The organism is Gemmatirosa kalamazoonensis (assembly GCF_000522985.1).
Taxonomy (GTDB): domain Bacteria; phylum Gemmatimonadota; class Gemmatimonadetes; order Gemmatimonadales; family Gemmatimonadaceae; genus Gemmatirosa; species Gemmatirosa kalamazoonensis.
Genome location: NZ_CP007129.1, coordinates 974,096 through 989,629 on the forward strand (window position 1 = coordinate 974,096; position 15,534 = coordinate 989,629).

Here is a 15,534-nt window from a genome sequence, read left to right on the forward strand (position 1 = left end):
ACGCATTACGTTGTACGCCATGGCCTCCCTCCACCCGGTGCTCTGGACGAAGGGCACGCTCCTGACGCCGCAGCACCTGCAGGCGCAGGACCGCTACCTCGACGAGCTGCTGCGCCTCCAGCTCGGCGCGTTCACGTTCTGCCCGTGGGGCTTCTCGCGACTCGAGTTCGACCGCGAGGCGCTCGCCGGCGGCACCGTCGTGCTGCGCGCGGCGACGGGGCGCTTCCCGGACGGGCTGATGTTCGACGCGCCGGCGAGCGATCCGCCGCCGCCCCCACGCGCGCTCGACGTCGCGTGGGCGCAGGACCAGCGCGCGCTGCTCGTGTCGCTCGGCGTGCCGGAGTACCGGCCGGGCGCGCGCAACGTCGCGGTGCGCGAGGCGTTAGGCACCGGCGCCGCCGCGACGGCGCGGTGGCGCGCCGAGGAGCTGCTGACGCGCGACGAGACGACGGGGATGGCGGAGCGGCCGATCCAGGTCGCGCGCCCCAATCTGCGGCTGCTGTTCGCCGGCGAGACGGCCGAGGGCTACACGGCGATGCCGGTCGCGCGGCTGCTCCGCTCCCCGGCGGGCGAGGTCACGCTCGATCCGTCGTTCGTGCCGCCGCTGCTCGACGTCTCGGCGAGTCCCGCGCTCACCGGCATCGCGCGCCGCGTCGTGGAGCGCGTGGCGGCGAAGGCGAGCGCGCTCGGCGGCGCGCGTCGGCAGCGGAGCCTGGGGCTCGCCGACTTCTCGGTCACCGACGTGGCGGCGTTCTGGCTGCTGTACACGCTGAACACGCACCTGCCGGTGCTGCGCCATCTGCAGGAGGTGCGCGGCGGGCATCCGTCGGATCTGTGGGAGGCGATGCTCGCGCTCACCGGCGCGCTGACGACGTTCGCGCCGACGCCGCCGCCGCTGCCGACGTACGACCACGCGCGACTCGGCGAGAGCTTCGCGGCGCTCGAGGCGCGGCTGCTCGAGCTGCTGGAGACGGCGGTGCCGGAGACCGCGGTGTCGCTGCCCCTGCGGCCGGTGCGGCCGAGCGTGCAGGCCGTGGCGCTCGAGCAGGAGAAGTGGCTCAGCGCGCCGCAGTGGTACCTCGCGGTGCGCTCGCCGCTGCGACAGGCGGACGTCGTGCCGCGCGTGCTGCACGGCTGCAAGGTGGGATCGGCGGACGTCGTGGACACGCTGATCCGACAGGCGCTGCCGGGGCTCGAGCTGGCGCACGTCGCGCAGCCGCCGGGGGGCGTGCCGGTGAAGCTCGACTTCCTGTACTTCGCGATACGCCGCGCGGGGCCGGCATGGGACGCCGTGGCGCGGGCGCGCAACCTCGCGGTGTACGTGCCGACGGAGCTCGGCGAGGCGCGGTTCGAGCTGGTGATCGTGCTGCGTTAGGCACGCGCAACTGCTTCAACTGCAGAGGACGCAGAGGACGCAGAGGAAACCCTTTTGAGTTGAACCACAGAGGACACCGAGGACACGGAGGAAACCACTTCAAGAGAGTTGGTTTCCTCTGTGTTCTCCGTGTCCTCTGTGGTTCAAAAGCAGTTGCCGTTCTCTGCGTCCTCTGCGGTTGAAGCAGCTCAATTCATGGCATCACCCTCCCGACCGCGCGGGCCAGCTCGGCGCGCGCGAGCATGACGCCGACTTCGGCCTGCAGCACCTGCGACTCGGCCTGGGAGCGGTTCGCCGTGGCTTCACGGGTCGCGGCGACGAGCGCCATGCCCGCGCCGCTCTCGCTCGACGCGATGCGCGCCGCGTCGGTGCGGGCCTCGAGAGCGGCGCGCGCGGCGTCGAGTCCCTCTTCCGCGCGCTGCGCCTTGCGGTACGCGCGGGCCACGTCGGTCGCGATGCGGTCGCGCACGCGGCGCACGTTCTCCGTCGCGCGCGCGGCCTGCGCCGTGCGCTCCTGCGTCGTGGCGCGGCGGCGGCCGAAGTCGAAGCCGGTGAAGCTCGCCTTCACGCCGACGACCCTGTTGTTGTGCGGCAGGAACGCGACCGCGTCCTGATAGCTCTGCGACGCGGTGAGCGTCACCTCCGGCAGGTAGTCGGCGCGGGCGATCGCGACGCCGCGGCGCGCCTGCTCCACCTGCGCTTCGGCGGCGATGACCTCGCCGTTCTCGGCGAGCGCGCGCGCCGTGAGCTCGGCGAGCGCGGGGAGGGACGCGCGATCCGCGCTCGCGAACCGCGGCGTCTCCAGCTCCAGCGGCGTGTCGAGCGGGAGGCCGAGCGTCTCGACGAGCTGCTGGGCGAGATCCTCCGCCTGGTCGACGAGCTGACCGCGCTCATACTCCGCCTGCCGCAGCGACGCCCGGGCACCGGCCGCGCGCGCGGGGAGCGACAGCCCGACCTGCACCGCGTGCGTCGCGTCGTCGAGCTGCGCGGCGCGCGCGGCGAGGCTCGCGTCGGCGGCGGCGAGCTGCCCGCGCGCGACGACGAGGCCGAGGTAGAGCCGCTGCACGCTGAGCGCGACGTCGGCCGCGATGCGCGCGCGGTCGCCCTCGGCCTCGCGCTCGCGCGCACCGGCGAGCTTCTCCGACTGCCGCACCTTCACGAGCTGCGTCAGCGGCTGCGCGACCGTGGACGTCATGTAGAACGTGCGCGCGCCGCCCTGCTCGATCACGCCCGTGGTGCTCGGGATCGGCTGACCGGTGCCGTCGCGTCCGAGCACGCCGGCCGGGATCTCGATCGACGAGTGCCCGTTGCCGTGCAGGTACGTCGCCTCGGTGGACAGCCGCGGGAACCAGTCGGCGCGCGCGGCCCGCCGCGCGGCCTGCATCTCCCGCACGTGCGCGTCGGCCATGCGCGCCGCCGTCCCGCTGCGGAGCGCGAGCGCGATCGCCTCGTCGAGCGTCAGATGCTTCGGCGCCGGCAACGTCGCCGATGCCGACGATGCCGACGACGCAGCTTCCTGCGCGCGCGCGGTCGGCGCGAACAGCAGCGCCACGGCCGTCGCGGCGGCGCCGGCGAGCGGGCGCGCCGGCACCGCGCCACTCGCGCCTAACGCGCGGCGCTCGGCGCGGCGCTCCACGAGCACGTAGAGCACCGGCACGACGACGAGCGTGAACACCATCGAGCAGATGAGCCCCACCGCGAGCACGCTCGCGAGCGGCGACCACATCGTGGAGCCGGACACGATCATCGGGAGCACGCCGACGGCGGCGGCCATGGTCGTGAGGAAGATCGGACGCAGCCGGCGCCGCCCGGCGTCGAGCGCGGCCTCCTCCAGCGACTCGCCGTGCGCGCGCCGCTCGTTGATGCAGTCCACGAGGATGATGGCGTTCCGCACCACCACGCCGGTGAGCGCGATCATGCCCAGCTGCGCGGTGAAGCCGAACGGGTTGCGCGTGACGAGGAGCCCGAGCACGCTGCCGAACAGCGACAGCGGGATCGACACCATGATGAGCAGCGCGAACTTCGTCTGCCGGAACTGGAACAGCAGGATGAGAAAGATGCCGCCGAGCCCCGCGAGCAGCGCGCCGACCATCTGCGCGGCGCTCTCGTTCGACGCCTCGATCTCACCGCCGTACGACACCTCGATCCCCTTCGGGAGCGCGAGGGCGGCGACCTGCGGCTGCACCTTCGCGAGCACCTCGGACGGCAGCACGCCGTACGTGGTGTACGCGCCGAGCGTGATGGTGCGCATGCCGTTGCGGCGCACGACGCGGCTCGGCTGCCACTCGGCGCGCACGTCGGCGATCTGCCGCACCGGCACCCGCACGCCGGTGGTGGACGAGCGCACGTACGTCGACAGCACGTCGTCGAACCGCGCCGTCTCGCGCTCGTCGAGCCGCGCGACGATGTCGATCTTCCGCCGTCCCTCCCAGAACGTGCTCACCGGCTCGCCCTCGAAGCCGGTCGCGAGCTGGCGCGCGACGTCGGACTCGGTGAAGCCGAGCCGCGTGGCGATGTCCTCGCGCAGGTCGACGGCGAGGCCGTAGCTCGCCTCGCGCCAGTCGGAGACGACGTACTGCGTGTGCGGCGTCATCTCGAGGATGCGCTGCACGCTGTCGCCCCACGCGCGCAGCGCGTGCAGGTCGTCGCCCGTGAGGCGCACCTCGATCGGCGACGGGAAGCTCGCGCCCTGCTGCAGCTCCTTGAGCTGGACGCGTGCCTCCGGCGCGGCCGCGGTGAGCCGCGCGCGCAGCGACTGCACGAGCGCGGGCGTCTCCTCGGCGCTCGTCGTGTTGACGACGAACTGGCCGTAGTTCGCGGTGGTGGCCTCGGGGTTCACGTTGTAGTAGAAGCGCGGCGAGCCCGCGCCGACGAACGCGGCGTACGTGCGCACGTCCTTGATGCGCGCGAGCTCGCGCTCGAGCTTCCGCATCGTGGCATCGGTCGCCTCGATGCGCGCGCCCTCGGGGAGCCACACGTCGATCACGAACTGGTCGCGCTCGGCGAACGGGAAGTAGCGCTGCGGGATGCGGCCGAGCAGCACGACCGCGACGACGACGCTCGCGGCGCCGACCGCGACGGTGGTCCAGCGGCGGGGCATCGCCCACGCCATCACGCGCTCGTAGCCGGCCTGCATGGCGTCGAGTGGATTGAACCACACGGGACTGGGGACTCGGGACTGGGAACTGGGGACTCGGGGCTGCGGACTCCCGAGTCCCGAGTCCCGAGTCCCCAGTCCCGGCCTCAGCCCCGTCTTGATGAACGCGAGGCAGAGCACGGGCGTGAGCAGCATGGCGACGGCGTACGACGAGAGCAGCGCGACCGTGACGGTGATCGGCAGCGGGCGCATGAACTCGCCCGTCGTGCCGGGGAGCAGGATGGCGAGCGGGAGGAACGACGCGACGATGGTGAGCGTCGCGGCGAGCACCGGCACGGCGAGATCCGACGCGCACTTCCACGCCGCCTCCGACCGCGCCACGCCGTGATCGAGCTGCTCGACGTAGTTGTCGGCGATGACGATCGCGTCGTCCACGACCATGCCCAACGCCACCACGAGCCCGGCGAACGAGATCTGGTGCAGCTCCACGCCGATCGCCGACAGCACGGCGAGCGTGACGGCCACGGTGACCGGGATGGCGACGGCCGCGATCGCGGCGACGCGGAACGGCAGCAGCAGAATCGTCACGAGCACGACCGACACGATCGCGATGCTGAACTCACGCCCGAAGTCGACGACGCGCTCCTGCACCATCGACGGCTGATCGGCGATGAGGTCGATCGCGATGTCGGGGGGCAGCGTGGCGCGCAGGTCGCCGATGGTGTGGCGGATCGCCTCCCCGAACTCGACGACGTTCTTCCCTTCCTGCATCTCGATCGACATGAGCACGGCGTCGCCGCCGTTCACGCGCACGAGGAACTCCGGATCCTCGAAGCGGCGCTCGACGTTCGCGAAGTCGCCGAGCCGCACCGGCTGGCCGAACGGACCCGTGCCGACGAGCATGTGGCGAAGATCCTGCTCGGTGGAGAACAGCCCGGTGGGGCGCATGGCGACGCGCGAGCCCTCGGCCTTCACGGCGCCGCCTTCCACGACGCCGTTGCGCTGCTGCAGCGTGTTGATCACGCTCGCCGCGGTTACGCCGTACTGCGCGAGCCGGCCGGCCGACGCCGTGATCTGGAGCTGCTCGCGCTGCTCGCCGTAGCGCCGGATCTTCGAGACCTCCGGGATCGTGCGCAGATGGTCCTCGATGCGATCGAGGAAGTCGGTGAGCTCGCGCGACGTGTAGCGGTCGCCGCGCACGGCGAGCAGCACGGCGACGACGTCGCCGAAGTTGGAGTTGACGATCGGGCCCTGGACGCCCGGCGGGAGCTCGCGCTGCCGCAGCTCGTTCATGTCGTGACGGAGCTGCGCCCAGAACTGCTCGGGGTTCTGCACCGACTCCTCGAGCGCGACGTTCACGACGACGCCGCCGGCGCGCGAGGTGGAGTACGTCTTCGCCTTCCGCACCTCGGCGTACTGGAAGAGCTTCTGCTCGATGCGCCGGGTGACCTGCGCCTCGACCTGCTCGGCGGTCGCGCCGGGGTAGCTCGCGAGCACGAGGCCCGAGCGGATGGTGATCTTGGGATCTTCACGCCGCGGCATCTCGAGCAGCGCGTGGATGCCGAGCATGGTGACGAAGGCGATGAGCACCAGCACGACCTGCCGGTGGCGCAACGCCGCGCGAATCGGATTCATGAGCCCTCCTGGCGCGTGGCGCGCACCTTCATGCCGTCCCGGATGTCGTGCTGCCCGCCGACGACGACGAGGTCGCCCTCGCGCAGGCCGCTGAGGATCTCGACGGAGAGACCGCGCGGCGCGCCGATCTCGACGCGGCGCGCGTGGACCGTGGCCGACGCGCCGTCGAGCACGAAGGCCAGCGTGGCACCCTCGGCGTCGCGCACGATGGCGCCGCCGGGGATGGTGAGCGCGCGCACGCGCGTGCTGCCGGCGATGCGCGCCTCGGCCACCATGCCGACGCGAAGCGCGCGGTCGGCGTTAGGCAGCGTGATCTTCGTCGTGTACGTGCGCGTCGTCGGGTCGGCCGTGACGCCGACGAGCGTCACGCGCCCCGTCAGCTCGCGCCCACCGAGCGCGGGCACGGTGACCGTCGCCCGCTGGCCGACCCGCACCGACCCGACGTCGGCCTCGGGGATGCCGACGCGCAGCTCCATCGGATCGAGCTGCGCGATCGTGAACACCGGGACGCCCGGCGCCGCGGTCTCGCCCGGGTCGATCGCGCGCCGCGCGACGACGCCGGAGATCGGCGAGTACAGCCGCGCGTCGCGGAGCTGCTTCTGCGCCTGCGCGACGTTCACGACCGCCGTCTGCTCGGCGGCCGTCGCCTTCTCGAGATCGTTCGGCGCGAGGCTGCCGGACGCGTGCAGCGCGCGCAGCCGGACCAGCTCCTCGGCGTTGCGCTGGAGCGAGATGCGGGCGCGCTCGAGCGAGAGCTTCGTGTCCGTGGAGTCCACGGCGGCGACGAGCGCGCCCTCGCGGATCTCGGCTCCCTCGTCGGTGACGACGGCGGTGACCTTGCCCGGGATCTGAAAGGCGATGTCGATGGTGCGCGTCGCCTCCAGGATCCCGCTGGCGGGAATGGCGCTCGTCTCGTCGACGGCGCGAACGGGCTGGACCTCCACGGCGCGCAGCGGCGCGGACTGCGGCGCGCGTGTGTCGCGCGCGTCGGCGCTGCTGCAGGCGGAGCCGCCGCATGCGGCGAGGGCGACGGCGGCGAGCAAGCGATGGACGTTAGGCATGGTCGGAGGAGTCGTCGGTGGAAGGAGCGGGAGTCGGAGCGAGCGACTGAATCAGCGTCTCGATCGTCGCCGCGGCCGCGCGGTCGCGGTCCGGGCCGGTGAGACCGGCGTAGATGCCGGGGTAGGCGAACCACAGCGCGTGCGCGGCGAGCGTGGCGACGATCGTCCGCGCCGCGGCGCGGACGTCGACGGGGCGCAGCTCGCCGCGTACGACGCCGCGCTCGATGAGCCGCTCGAGCGCGTGCACCTGCCGCTCGAGCGCCTCGACCGCGTGCAGCGTGGCGAGCTCCGGAAAGCGCGGCAGCTCGGCCACGACGAGCCGCAGGATCGCGACGAGCTCCGGACGCTCCATCGAGCGCCAGTAGCGGCGCGCGACCGCGCGCACCGCGTCGGCCACCGTCGCGCCGGCGAGCACGTTCGTCGACTCGTCGTCGGTCGCGGTGAGGCTCGCGAGCATCAGCGAGCGGACGGTCTCGCGGAACAGCTCGTCCTTCGACGAGAAGTGCAGCTGCAGCGTGGACGTCGAGACGTGCGCGCGCCGCGCGATGTCGGCGAGCGTGGTATCGGTGTAGCCGCGCGCGCCGAACGTCTCGATGGCGGCGGCGATGATGCGGCTCGCGCGGGCGTCGTCGGGCAGCGGGTCGCCGAGCGTGCGCGGAGAGAAGGTGTCGGTCACGGGTGTGGGACGAGGTGTGGTGAGGGTCGCCCCACCCGGAGGCAACGCCAGGACCACGCTCCACCACCCCCGGCACACGCGAGCGAACGCGTTGCGCCCGCGCGACTTGGCTCGCGTCGACCGCGCCCCGCGGAGGGACGTGCCGCTCTTGTGGGATCGCGAAATGTCGCAAGATTGGCATATCTCGCAGTCGAGGAGCGACGCACGTGGAGACGACCGCGCCCGCACGCTCGCAGCTGGAGATGCTGCGTCGCGTGACCCGCAGCATGGCCACGACGCACGATCTCTCCACGATCCTCCGCTCGATCGCGACCGCGCTCGTGGAGCACGGCGGAGCGTCAGTGGCGCGCGTGTTCCTCTATCTCGCCGACGACGAGTGCGAGATCTGCCGCGCCGGCCGCCCCGCCGAAGCCGTGCCCGCCGACGGCGAGCGCGGGCTCCACCTCTCCGCGAGCGCCGGCATCCTGGGCACGCGTTACGACGGCCACGATCATTACATCCCGCTGTCGTTCCCGAACCCGCTCTCCACCGTGGCGCGCGAGCGGCTGCCGTTCCTCACGGGGGATCTCATCGGGGAGGGCCGCACCGACGTGACACCGGAGATCCTCGCGCGCTACCACGAGTACGGCATCGTCTCGGCCGGCGCGTGCCCGCTCGACTTCCGCGGCGAGCTGCTCGGCGTCATCGGCATGCTGAGCCGGCGGCGGTTCGACCCGAAGGAGTTCGCGCTGCTCGGCATCTTCGCCGACCAGGCCGCGCTCGCGATCAAGAGCGCGCGCATGTTCACCGAGGTGGAGCGCTACCGCGACCGGCTGCAGGAGGAGAACGCGTATCTCCAGGAGGAGATCCGCGCGGAGCACGGCTTCGAGCAGATCGTGGGCGAGAGTCCTGCCCTGCGCGCGGTGCTGCGCAAGGTGAAGCAGGTGGCGCCGGTCGAGACCACGGTGCTGCTCACCGGCGAGACCGGCGTGGGCAAGGAGCTCGTCGCGCGCGCGATCCACGCGCTCAGCCCACGCGCGTCGCGCGCGCTCGTGAAGGTGAACTGCGGCGCGATCAGCCCGTCGCTCGTCGAGAGCGAGCTGTTCGGCCACGAGCGCGGCGCGTTCACCGGCGCGCTGCAGCGTCGCATCGGCCGGTTCGAGCTGGCCGACAAGGGGACGCTGTTCCTCGACGAGTGCGGCGAGCTGCCGGCCGACACGCAGGTGAAGCTGCTGCGCGTGCTGCAGGAGGGAGAGCTGGAGCGCGTCGGCGGCACGCGCCCGATCACCGTGGACGTGCGGCTCATCGCGGCGACGAACCGCGACCTGGAGCACGAGGTCGACGAGAGACGCTTCCGCGCGGATCTCTTCTACCGGCTGAACGTCTTCCCCGTCCGCATCCCGCCGCTCCGCGAGCGACGCGCCGACATCGCGCCGCTCGTGCGGTACTTCCTCGCGCACTTCCGACGCCGACTCGGCAAGCCGCTGCGCGGCGTGACGAAGGAAGGGATGGAGCTGCTGGAGCGCTACGACTGGCCGGGGAACATCCGCGAGCTGCAGAACGTGGTCGAGCGCGCGTGCGTGCTCGCGACGGGACCGATGGTCGACGTCGCCGACGCGCTGGGCGGCGCGAGCGCCGACGCGTCCACCGTGGAGGCGCCGATCGCGACGCTCGACGAGCACGAGCGGCAGCAGATCCGCCGCGCGCTCGCCGCCACGCACGGACGCGTGCACGGACGCGACGGCGCCGCCGCGCTGCTCGGCATCAACGCCAGCACGCTGCGGTCGCGCATGCAGAAGCACGGCCTGTCCGCGCGAGGCGTCTCATGACGACGCCGGAGCTGCACATCGGGATCCCGTCGGCGTACACGCCGAGCGTCACGCTCGACGCGCCGTTCGACGTGCTGCGGGCGATCACGCGCCGCCTGGCGACGACGGACGACCTCGGGTCGGTGCTGCAGTCGATCACGCAGGCGCTCGTCCAGCGCGCGGACGCCGCGGTCGCGCGCGTGTTCCTGCTCATGGGCGACGACGAGTGCGAGTACTGCCGCCGCCGCATCGAGGCGGGCGAGCAGACGCGGAGCACCGAGCGCGCGCTGCACCTCGTCTTGTCGGCCGAGGTCATCGACGACGCCGGCGCGTTCCACCGCATCCCGGTGGACTCGCTGTTCCCGGTCGCGGTGGCACTGCGCCTCGGGGAGCCGAGCCTCGTCGACGACTGGCGGGAGCTGCCGCCGGGGATGCTCGACCCGCGCGTGACGCGGATCTGGCGCCGGCACGGGATCGTCGGCCTCGCCGCGTACCCGCTCGCCGTGCGTGGGGAATCGTTAGGCGCGATCGGCTACGTCGCGCGCCGCGCGATCACGCGCACGGAGTACGAGGTGCTCGGCGTGTTCGCCGACCAGGCGGCGATGGCGATCAAGGGGGCGTTCCTGTTCCGCGAGCTGGAGCGCCACCGCGACCGGCTGCAGGCGGAGAACGCGTACCTGCAGGACGAGCTGCGCGCGGACCTGGTGGACGTGGGCGGCTTCGACCACATCGTCGGCGAGAGCCCCGCGCTACGCGCCGTGCTGCGCCGCGTGCGCCAGGTCGCGTCGGTGGAGACGACGGTGCTCATCACCGGCGAGACGGGCACGGGCAAGGAGCTCGTCGCGCGCGCGATCCACGAGCGCAGCGCGCGTGCGTCGCGGCCGCTGATCAAGATCAACTGCGGCGCGATCCCGCAGGGCGTCGTGGAGTCGGAACTGTTCGGCCACGAGAAGGGCGCGTTCACCGGCGCGCTGCAGCGCCGCGTCGGCCGGTTCGAGCTCGCGGACAAGGGCTCGCTGTTCATGGACGAAGTCGGCGAGCTGCCGCTCGACACGCAGGTGAAGCTCCTGCGCGTGCTGCAGGAGCGCGAGTTCGAGCGCGTCGGCAGCGCGACGCCGATCGCGGTGGACGTGCGCCTCGTCGCGGCGACGAACCGCGACCTGGAGAGGGAGGTGGCGGAGGGCCGCTTCCGCGCGGACCTGTACTACCGGCTGAACGTGTTCCCGATCCGCATCCCGCCGCTGCGCGAGCGGCCGAGCGACATCCCGCTGCTCGTGCGCCACTTCCTCGCGCACTTCCAGCGCAAGCTCGCGAAGCCGCTGCGCGCGATGGATCCGGCGAGCATGGAGCAGCTCCAGCGCTATCCGTGGCCGGGCAACATCCGCGAGCTGCAGAACGTGCTGGAGCGCGCCTGCGTGCTCGCGACGGAGCCGGTGGTGAAGCTCGCCGAACCGCTGCGCATGCCGGCGAGCCGCGTGTCGAAGACGGGCGCCGACACCGCGCCGATCACGACGCTCGACGAGAGCGAGCGCGCGCACATCCGCCGCGCCCTCGCCGCGGCGAACGGCCGCGTGCACGGGCCGGCCGGGGCAGCGGTGCTGCTCGGCGTGAATCCCAGCACCCTGCGGTCGCGCATGCAGAAGCTGGGGATCGGGCGGGGCTCACCTTCTTGAACCACGGAGGACACGGAGGACACAGAGGAAACCAACAAGAAGTGGTTCTCCTCCGTGTCCTCCGTGTCCTCTGTGGTTCAACTCAAGAGGGCAGTCCTCTGCGGCCCTCCGCGGCCCTCTGCGGTTCAAGGTCGTGCCCTCGCCGCGACATCTCGCGACGCCGCGACATCTCGCGGCCGATCGCCATGCTCCGCGCACCACCGCGATCCGCTCGAGCGGCGCGCATCCCCGCGATGCACAATGGCTTGCGCCGCGCCGTGCGGCGCCGCCGGGCGATGGTCCCCGCGTTGCTCTCGTGTCCGGGACGTGCCTAACACGACCCGAACCGAGGACCGCATCATGCGCTACATCGAACGCGCCGCCGCGCGCGTCGCGTATTCCACCACCGGGGCCGGACCGGCCGTGCTGCTCGTGCAGGGCGTCGGCATCGTCGGCGAGGGGTGGCGGCCGCAGATCGACGGGCTGGCCGGCCATCATCAGGTGATCGCCTTCGACAACCGCGGCATCGGCGCGAGCACGCTCGGCCGCGGCCCGCTCACGATCGACGCGCTGGCCGCCGACGCGCTCGCGATCCTCGACGCCGAGGGGATCGAGCGCTGCCACGTCGTCGGACACTCCATGGGCGGGTTGATCGCGCAGGCGATCGCGCTCGCCCAGCCCGCGCGCGTCGCGAGCCTCACGCTGATGTGCACCTTCCCCGACGGGCCGAGCGGCGCGCGGCTCACGCCGTCGACGCTCGTCGCATCGCTGCGCACGCGGATCGGCACGCGCCGCATGCGGCGCCAGGCCTTCCTCGAGCTGGTGATGCCCGCGTCGCTGCTGCGCGCGACCGACCGCGACGCGCTCGCGGCGAGCCTCGCGCCGCTGTTCGGCCGCGACCTGGCCGAGCAGCCGCCGATCGTCATGCGACAGCTACGGGCGATGACGCGCTTCGACGTGCGCGACCGACTCGGCGAGCTCGCCGCGGTCCCGACGCTCGTCGCCAGCGCGGCGGAGGATCGCATCGCGCCGCCCGTGCGCGGACGTGCGCTCACCGCTTCGATCCCCGGCGCGCGCTACGTCGAGTTCTCCAATGCGGGCCACGGCCTGCCGATCCAGTACCCGCACGCGGTGAACCTGCTCCTCGCCGAGCACTTCGCGGGCGCCGACGCGCTGCCTAACGATCCCGCCGGCTACTGGTACGCGGGGGCGCGCCGCTGTATCGTCACGGCACGCCCATGATGAACGCGGCGGCCGCGGCGGCGTGCAGCGCGGTGGTGTCGAACACGGGGAGCGGCGAGTCGTCCGCGCCGATCAGCAGCGTGATCTCCGTGCAGCCGAGCACCACCGCCTCCGCGCCCGCCGCGCGCAGCCGATCGATGACGTCGACGTACGCGGCGCGCGAGCTCGGCTCGATGCGGCCGAGCACGAGCTCCTCGTAGATGACGCGATGCACGAGCGCGCGGTCGGCGGCATCCGGGACCACGACGTCGACGCCGGCGCGCTCGGCGGCGCGCTCGCGCCAGAACGGGAGCTCCATCGTGTAGCGCGTGCCGATGAGTCCCGCGCGCCGCACGCCCGCGCGCGCGAGCGCGGCGGCGGTGACGTCGACGATGTGGAGCAGCGGCACGGACACCGCCGCCTCGACCGCCGGCGCGACGTGATGCATCGTGTTCGCGCAGAGCACGATCGCCTCCGCGCCCGCGCGCTCGAGCCCCGCCGCCGCGTCGGCGAGCACCGCGCCCGCGCGCGCCCAGTCGCCGGCGACCTGCAGCTCGGCGATGCCGGTGAAGTCGAAGCTGTGCAGCAGCAGTGGCGCGGAGTGAAGGCCGCCACACCGCTCCGCGACGATGCGGTTGAGGAGTCGATAGTACTCGGCGGTCGACTCCCAGCTCATGCCGCCGATCAGCCCGAGGTAGCGCATGGTCCCCTCCGGAATTCGTGCGTCTCTGCGAAGATGAGAGAGGATGACGTCCGCCGTCGGAAGGGGCAACGTCGGAACCACGCGCCGCCTCTCCGCATCGCCCTCGCCTAACGCGTCGCCCGACGGACCCGAGCCACGACCTTCCATGCGCAGACTCCAGCTCTTCGAGATCGGCGAGCTGTCGGGCTGCCCGCGCGCCATTCGCGACGGACTCACCGACTATCTCGCGTTCATGATCGTCCGCGGCCGCGCGTACGCCGCCGCCGCACCGCTCCTCGCCCGCGCGTTCGGCGACGGCCGCACACCGGTGCCCATCGTGGACCTCGCGTCCGGCGCGGGCGGGCCGTGGCGGGCGCTCGCGCCCGCGATGGAGGAGCTCGAGGTGCCGGTGCGCGTGCGGCTCACCGACCTGCACCCGAACGTGCGCGCGTACGAGCGGCTGGCCGCGGAGAGCGGCGGCGTCATCACCGGCACGCCGACACCGGTGTCGGCCGACGCGGTGCCGCAGACGCTCGCCGGCGTGCGCACGATGTTCTCCGCGTTCCACCACTTCGCGCCCGCGGACGCGCGCCGAGTGCTCGCTGACGCGGCCACGGGCCGCGCGCCGATCGCGATCTTCGAGGCGACGCGCCGCGATGCGCGCGCGATCCTGCTCACGTGCCTGACGCCGCTGTTCGTGCTGCTCGCGACGCCGTTCATCCGGCCGTTCCGATGGTCGCGGCTGTTCTGGACCTACGTCGTACCCGCGATCCCGCTCCTCGTCCTGTTCGACGGCATCGTGTCGTGCCTCCGCACCTACACGCCGGACGAGCTGCGCTCGCTCGCGGCCGAGACCGGCGCCGACGGCTACCACTGGGAAGCGGGCGAGGTGGGCGACGGGCCCATCCCGGTCACGTACCTGCTCGGCGCGCCGCGTTAGGCGCCTGTCGTTCGACCGCAGAGGGCCGCAGAGAAGTGCCTCTTTGAGTTGAACCACAGAGGACACGGAGAACCCGGAGGAGAACCACTTCTCGTTGGTTTCCTGCGTGTCCTCCGTGTCCTCCGTGGTAAAAAAGCAGTTGAAGCAGGTGCCGTTCTCTGAGGCCCTCTGCGGCCCTCTGCGGTTCATGAAGTGAACGCCCTCGCGACATCTCGCGACATCTCGCGACGTCGCGGCATGTCGCGACGCGGGCCGCTACGAGACGGACCGCCACGGTGCCGCGCCCGGCCCCGCATCTCGCTCGGCCGCAACGCGTTAGCGCCCCATGCGCGGGCCGATCCACGCGTGGTCCCGGCGTTGCCCTCCCATGACGGTGCACGAACCCACCGACCTCTCCGTCCGGATCACCGCCATGCCCACTCGCACACGCATCGCGCTCGCCGCCGTCGTCCTGTCGACGGTCGGCGCGCTCACCACCTGGCGCATCGTCGCGGCCGCGCCGCGCGACACGTCCATCGTCGCTTCCGGCACCGTCGAGGCGACGCAGGCCGACCTCGGATTCCAGCTCGCCGGCCGCCTCGCCGTCGTCGCGCCGCGCGAGGGCGACCACGTCGCCGCGGGCGCCGAGCTGGCGTCCCTCGAGCGCGACGAGCTGCTCGCGCAGCGCGACGCGGCGCGCGCGCAGGTCGCCGCCGCGCAGGCGCAGCTCCGCGAGCTCACCGCCGGCGCGCGGCGCGAGGAGCTCGCGCACGCGCGTGCCGCGCTCGCCGTCGCCACGGAGTCGCGCGACGCCGCGAGCCGCGACGTCGAGCGGCTGCGTCCGCTGGCCGAGCAGTCGCTCGTCAGCCGGCAGGCGTTCGACCACCAGCGCACGGCGTTAGGCATCGCCGAGGGCGAGGTGGACAAGGCCGAGGAGGAGCTGCGACTGCTCGAGAACGGCCCGCGGACCGAGCGCATCGAGGCGCAGCGCGCCGCGCTCGCGCAGGCCACCGCGACCACCGAGCGCGCCGACGCGCTGCTCGCGCAGACCACGCTCCGCGCACCGTTCGCCGGCACCGTCACGGTGCGGCACCGCGAGCCCGGCGAGGTCATGTCGCCCGGCCTGCCCGTGCTCACGCTCCGCGACCTCGGCGACCGCTGGGTGCGCATCTACGTGCCCGGCGACGAGGTCGGGCGCCTGCACGTGGGCCAGCGCGCGGCGATCACCGCCGACGGCTACGCCGACCGCCGCTACGACGGCGTCGTGTCGTACGTCGCGAGCGTGGCCGAGTTTACGCCACGCAACGTGCAGACGACGAAGGACCGCGTGCAGCTCGTCTACGAGGTGCGTGTCCGCGTCACCGGCGATCCGCGCATCGACCTGAAGCCCGGCCTCCCCGCCGACGTGCGGTTCGCCGCGGAGCGGTGA

Annotated in this window: 10 protein-coding genes; 6 read left to right on the plus strand and 4 right to left on the minus strand. The window is 72.8% G+C overall.

The genetic code is table 11. The features are described 5' to 3' along the window. The first annotated feature begins 19 nt into the window (after positions 1-19). Positions 20-1,375: a type VI secretion system baseplate subunit TssK gene (gene tssK, locus J421_RS27440; protein ID WP_025414321.1), complete on the plus strand. Its 1,356-nt coding sequence runs from the start codon at positions 20-22 to the stop codon at positions 1,373-1,375. A 193-nt stretch (positions 1,376-1,568) separates the two neighbouring features. Here tssK and J421_RS27445 read toward each other — a convergent pair whose 3' ends face one another. The 3 genes from J421_RS27445 to J421_RS27455 are packed head-to-tail and all read right to left on the minus strand — an operon-like array spanning position 1,569 to position 7,844. Next, positions 1,569-6,107, minus strand: coding sequence for an efflux RND transporter permease subunit (locus J421_RS27445; RefSeq protein WP_025414322.1), 4,539 nt, complete (start codon positions 6,105-6,107; stop codon positions 1,569-1,571). After that, entirely contained in the window at positions 6,104-7,168 is a 1,065-nt protein-coding gene (locus J421_RS27450; protein ID WP_025414323.1) for an efflux RND transporter periplasmic adaptor subunit, read from the minus strand. Before J421_RS27450 ends, J421_RS27445 begins: the two co-directional genes overlap by 4 nt. Continuing rightward, positions 7,161-7,844: a TetR/AcrR family transcriptional regulator gene (locus J421_RS27455; protein ID WP_025414324.1), complete on the minus strand. Its 684-nt coding sequence runs from the start codon at positions 7,842-7,844 to the stop codon at positions 7,161-7,163. Before J421_RS27455 ends, J421_RS27450 begins: the two co-directional genes overlap by 8 nt. Positions 7,845-8,050: 206 nt before the next feature. Here J421_RS27455 and J421_RS27460 point away from each other — a divergent pair, with 206 nt between their 5' ends. The 3 genes from J421_RS27460 (at position 8,051) to J421_RS27470 (ending at position 12,525) form a co-directional block, all read left to right on the plus strand. Continuing rightward, a complete protein-coding gene (locus tag J421_RS27460; RefSeq protein ID WP_025414325.1) occupies positions 8,051-9,652 on the plus strand; it encodes a sigma-54-dependent Fis family transcriptional regulator in 1,602 nt (533 codons plus the stop codon). After that, positions 9,649-11,304 (plus strand): sigma 54-interacting transcriptional regulator, encoded by a 1,656-nt coding sequence (locus J421_RS27465; RefSeq protein WP_025414326.1) that lies wholly within the window; start codon positions 9,649-9,651, stop codon positions 11,302-11,304. The genes J421_RS27460 and J421_RS27465 overlap by 4 nt, the downstream gene beginning before the upstream one ends. A 339-nt stretch (positions 11,305-11,643) precedes the next feature. Further along, positions 11,644-12,525: an alpha/beta fold hydrolase gene (locus J421_RS27470; RefSeq protein WP_025414327.1), complete on the plus strand. Its 882-nt coding sequence runs from the start codon at positions 11,644-11,646 to the stop codon at positions 12,523-12,525. Here the strand turns inward: J421_RS27470 and J421_RS27475 are convergent. Then, complete coding sequence (locus tag J421_RS27475) at positions 12,509-13,207, minus strand: aspartate/glutamate racemase family protein (RefSeq protein ID WP_025414328.1); 699 nt, start codon at positions 13,205-13,207, stop codon at positions 12,509-12,511. The two genes, J421_RS27470 and J421_RS27475, sit on opposite strands and share 17 nt — an antisense overlap. A 145-nt stretch (positions 13,208-13,352) precedes the next feature. On the opposite strand from J421_RS27475, the gene J421_RS27480 reads away from it, so the two are divergent. Together J421_RS27480 and J421_RS27485 are read left to right on the plus strand one after the other, a co-directional pair. Continuing rightward, positions 13,353-14,126, plus strand: coding sequence for a hypothetical protein (locus J421_RS27480; RefSeq protein ID WP_025414329.1), 774 nt, complete (start codon positions 13,353-13,355; stop codon positions 14,124-14,126). A gap of 412 nt (positions 14,127-14,538) precedes the next feature. Next, positions 14,539-15,534: an HlyD family secretion protein gene (locus J421_RS27485; protein WP_158508930.1), complete on the plus strand. Its 996-nt coding sequence runs from the start codon at positions 14,539-14,541 to the stop codon at positions 15,532-15,534.

Excerpts from the sequence above, each read along its gene's own strand:
- J421_RS27465 (WP_025414326.1), top strand. The coding sequence starts at position 9,649 with ATGACGACGCCGGAGCTGCACATCGGGATCCCGTCGGCGTACACGCCG.
- J421_RS27485 (WP_158508930.1), top strand. The coding sequence starts at position 14,539 with ATGCCCACTCGCACACGCATCGCGCTCGCCGCCGTCGTCCTGTCGACG.
- J421_RS27445 (WP_025414322.1), bottom strand. The coding sequence starts at position 6,107 with ATGAATCCGATTCGCGCGGCGTTGCGCCACCGGCAGGTCGTGCTGGTG.
- J421_RS27470 (WP_025414327.1), top strand. The coding sequence starts at position 11,644 with ATGCGCTACATCGAACGCGCCGCCGCGCGCGTCGCGTATTCCACCACC.
- J421_RS27475 (WP_025414328.1), bottom strand. The coding sequence starts at position 13,207 with ATGCGCTACCTCGGGCTGATCGGCGGCATGAGCTGGGAGTCGACCGCC.
- J421_RS27450 (WP_025414323.1), bottom strand. The coding sequence starts at position 7,168 with ATGCCTAACGTCCATCGCTTGCTCGCCGCCGTCGCCCTCGCCGCATGC.
- J421_RS27480 (WP_025414329.1), top strand. The coding sequence starts at position 13,353 with ATGCGCAGACTCCAGCTCTTCGAGATCGGCGAGCTGTCGGGCTGCCCG.
- tssK (WP_025414321.1), top strand. The coding sequence starts at position 20 with ATGGCCTCCCTCCACCCGGTGCTCTGGACGAAGGGCACGCTCCTGACG.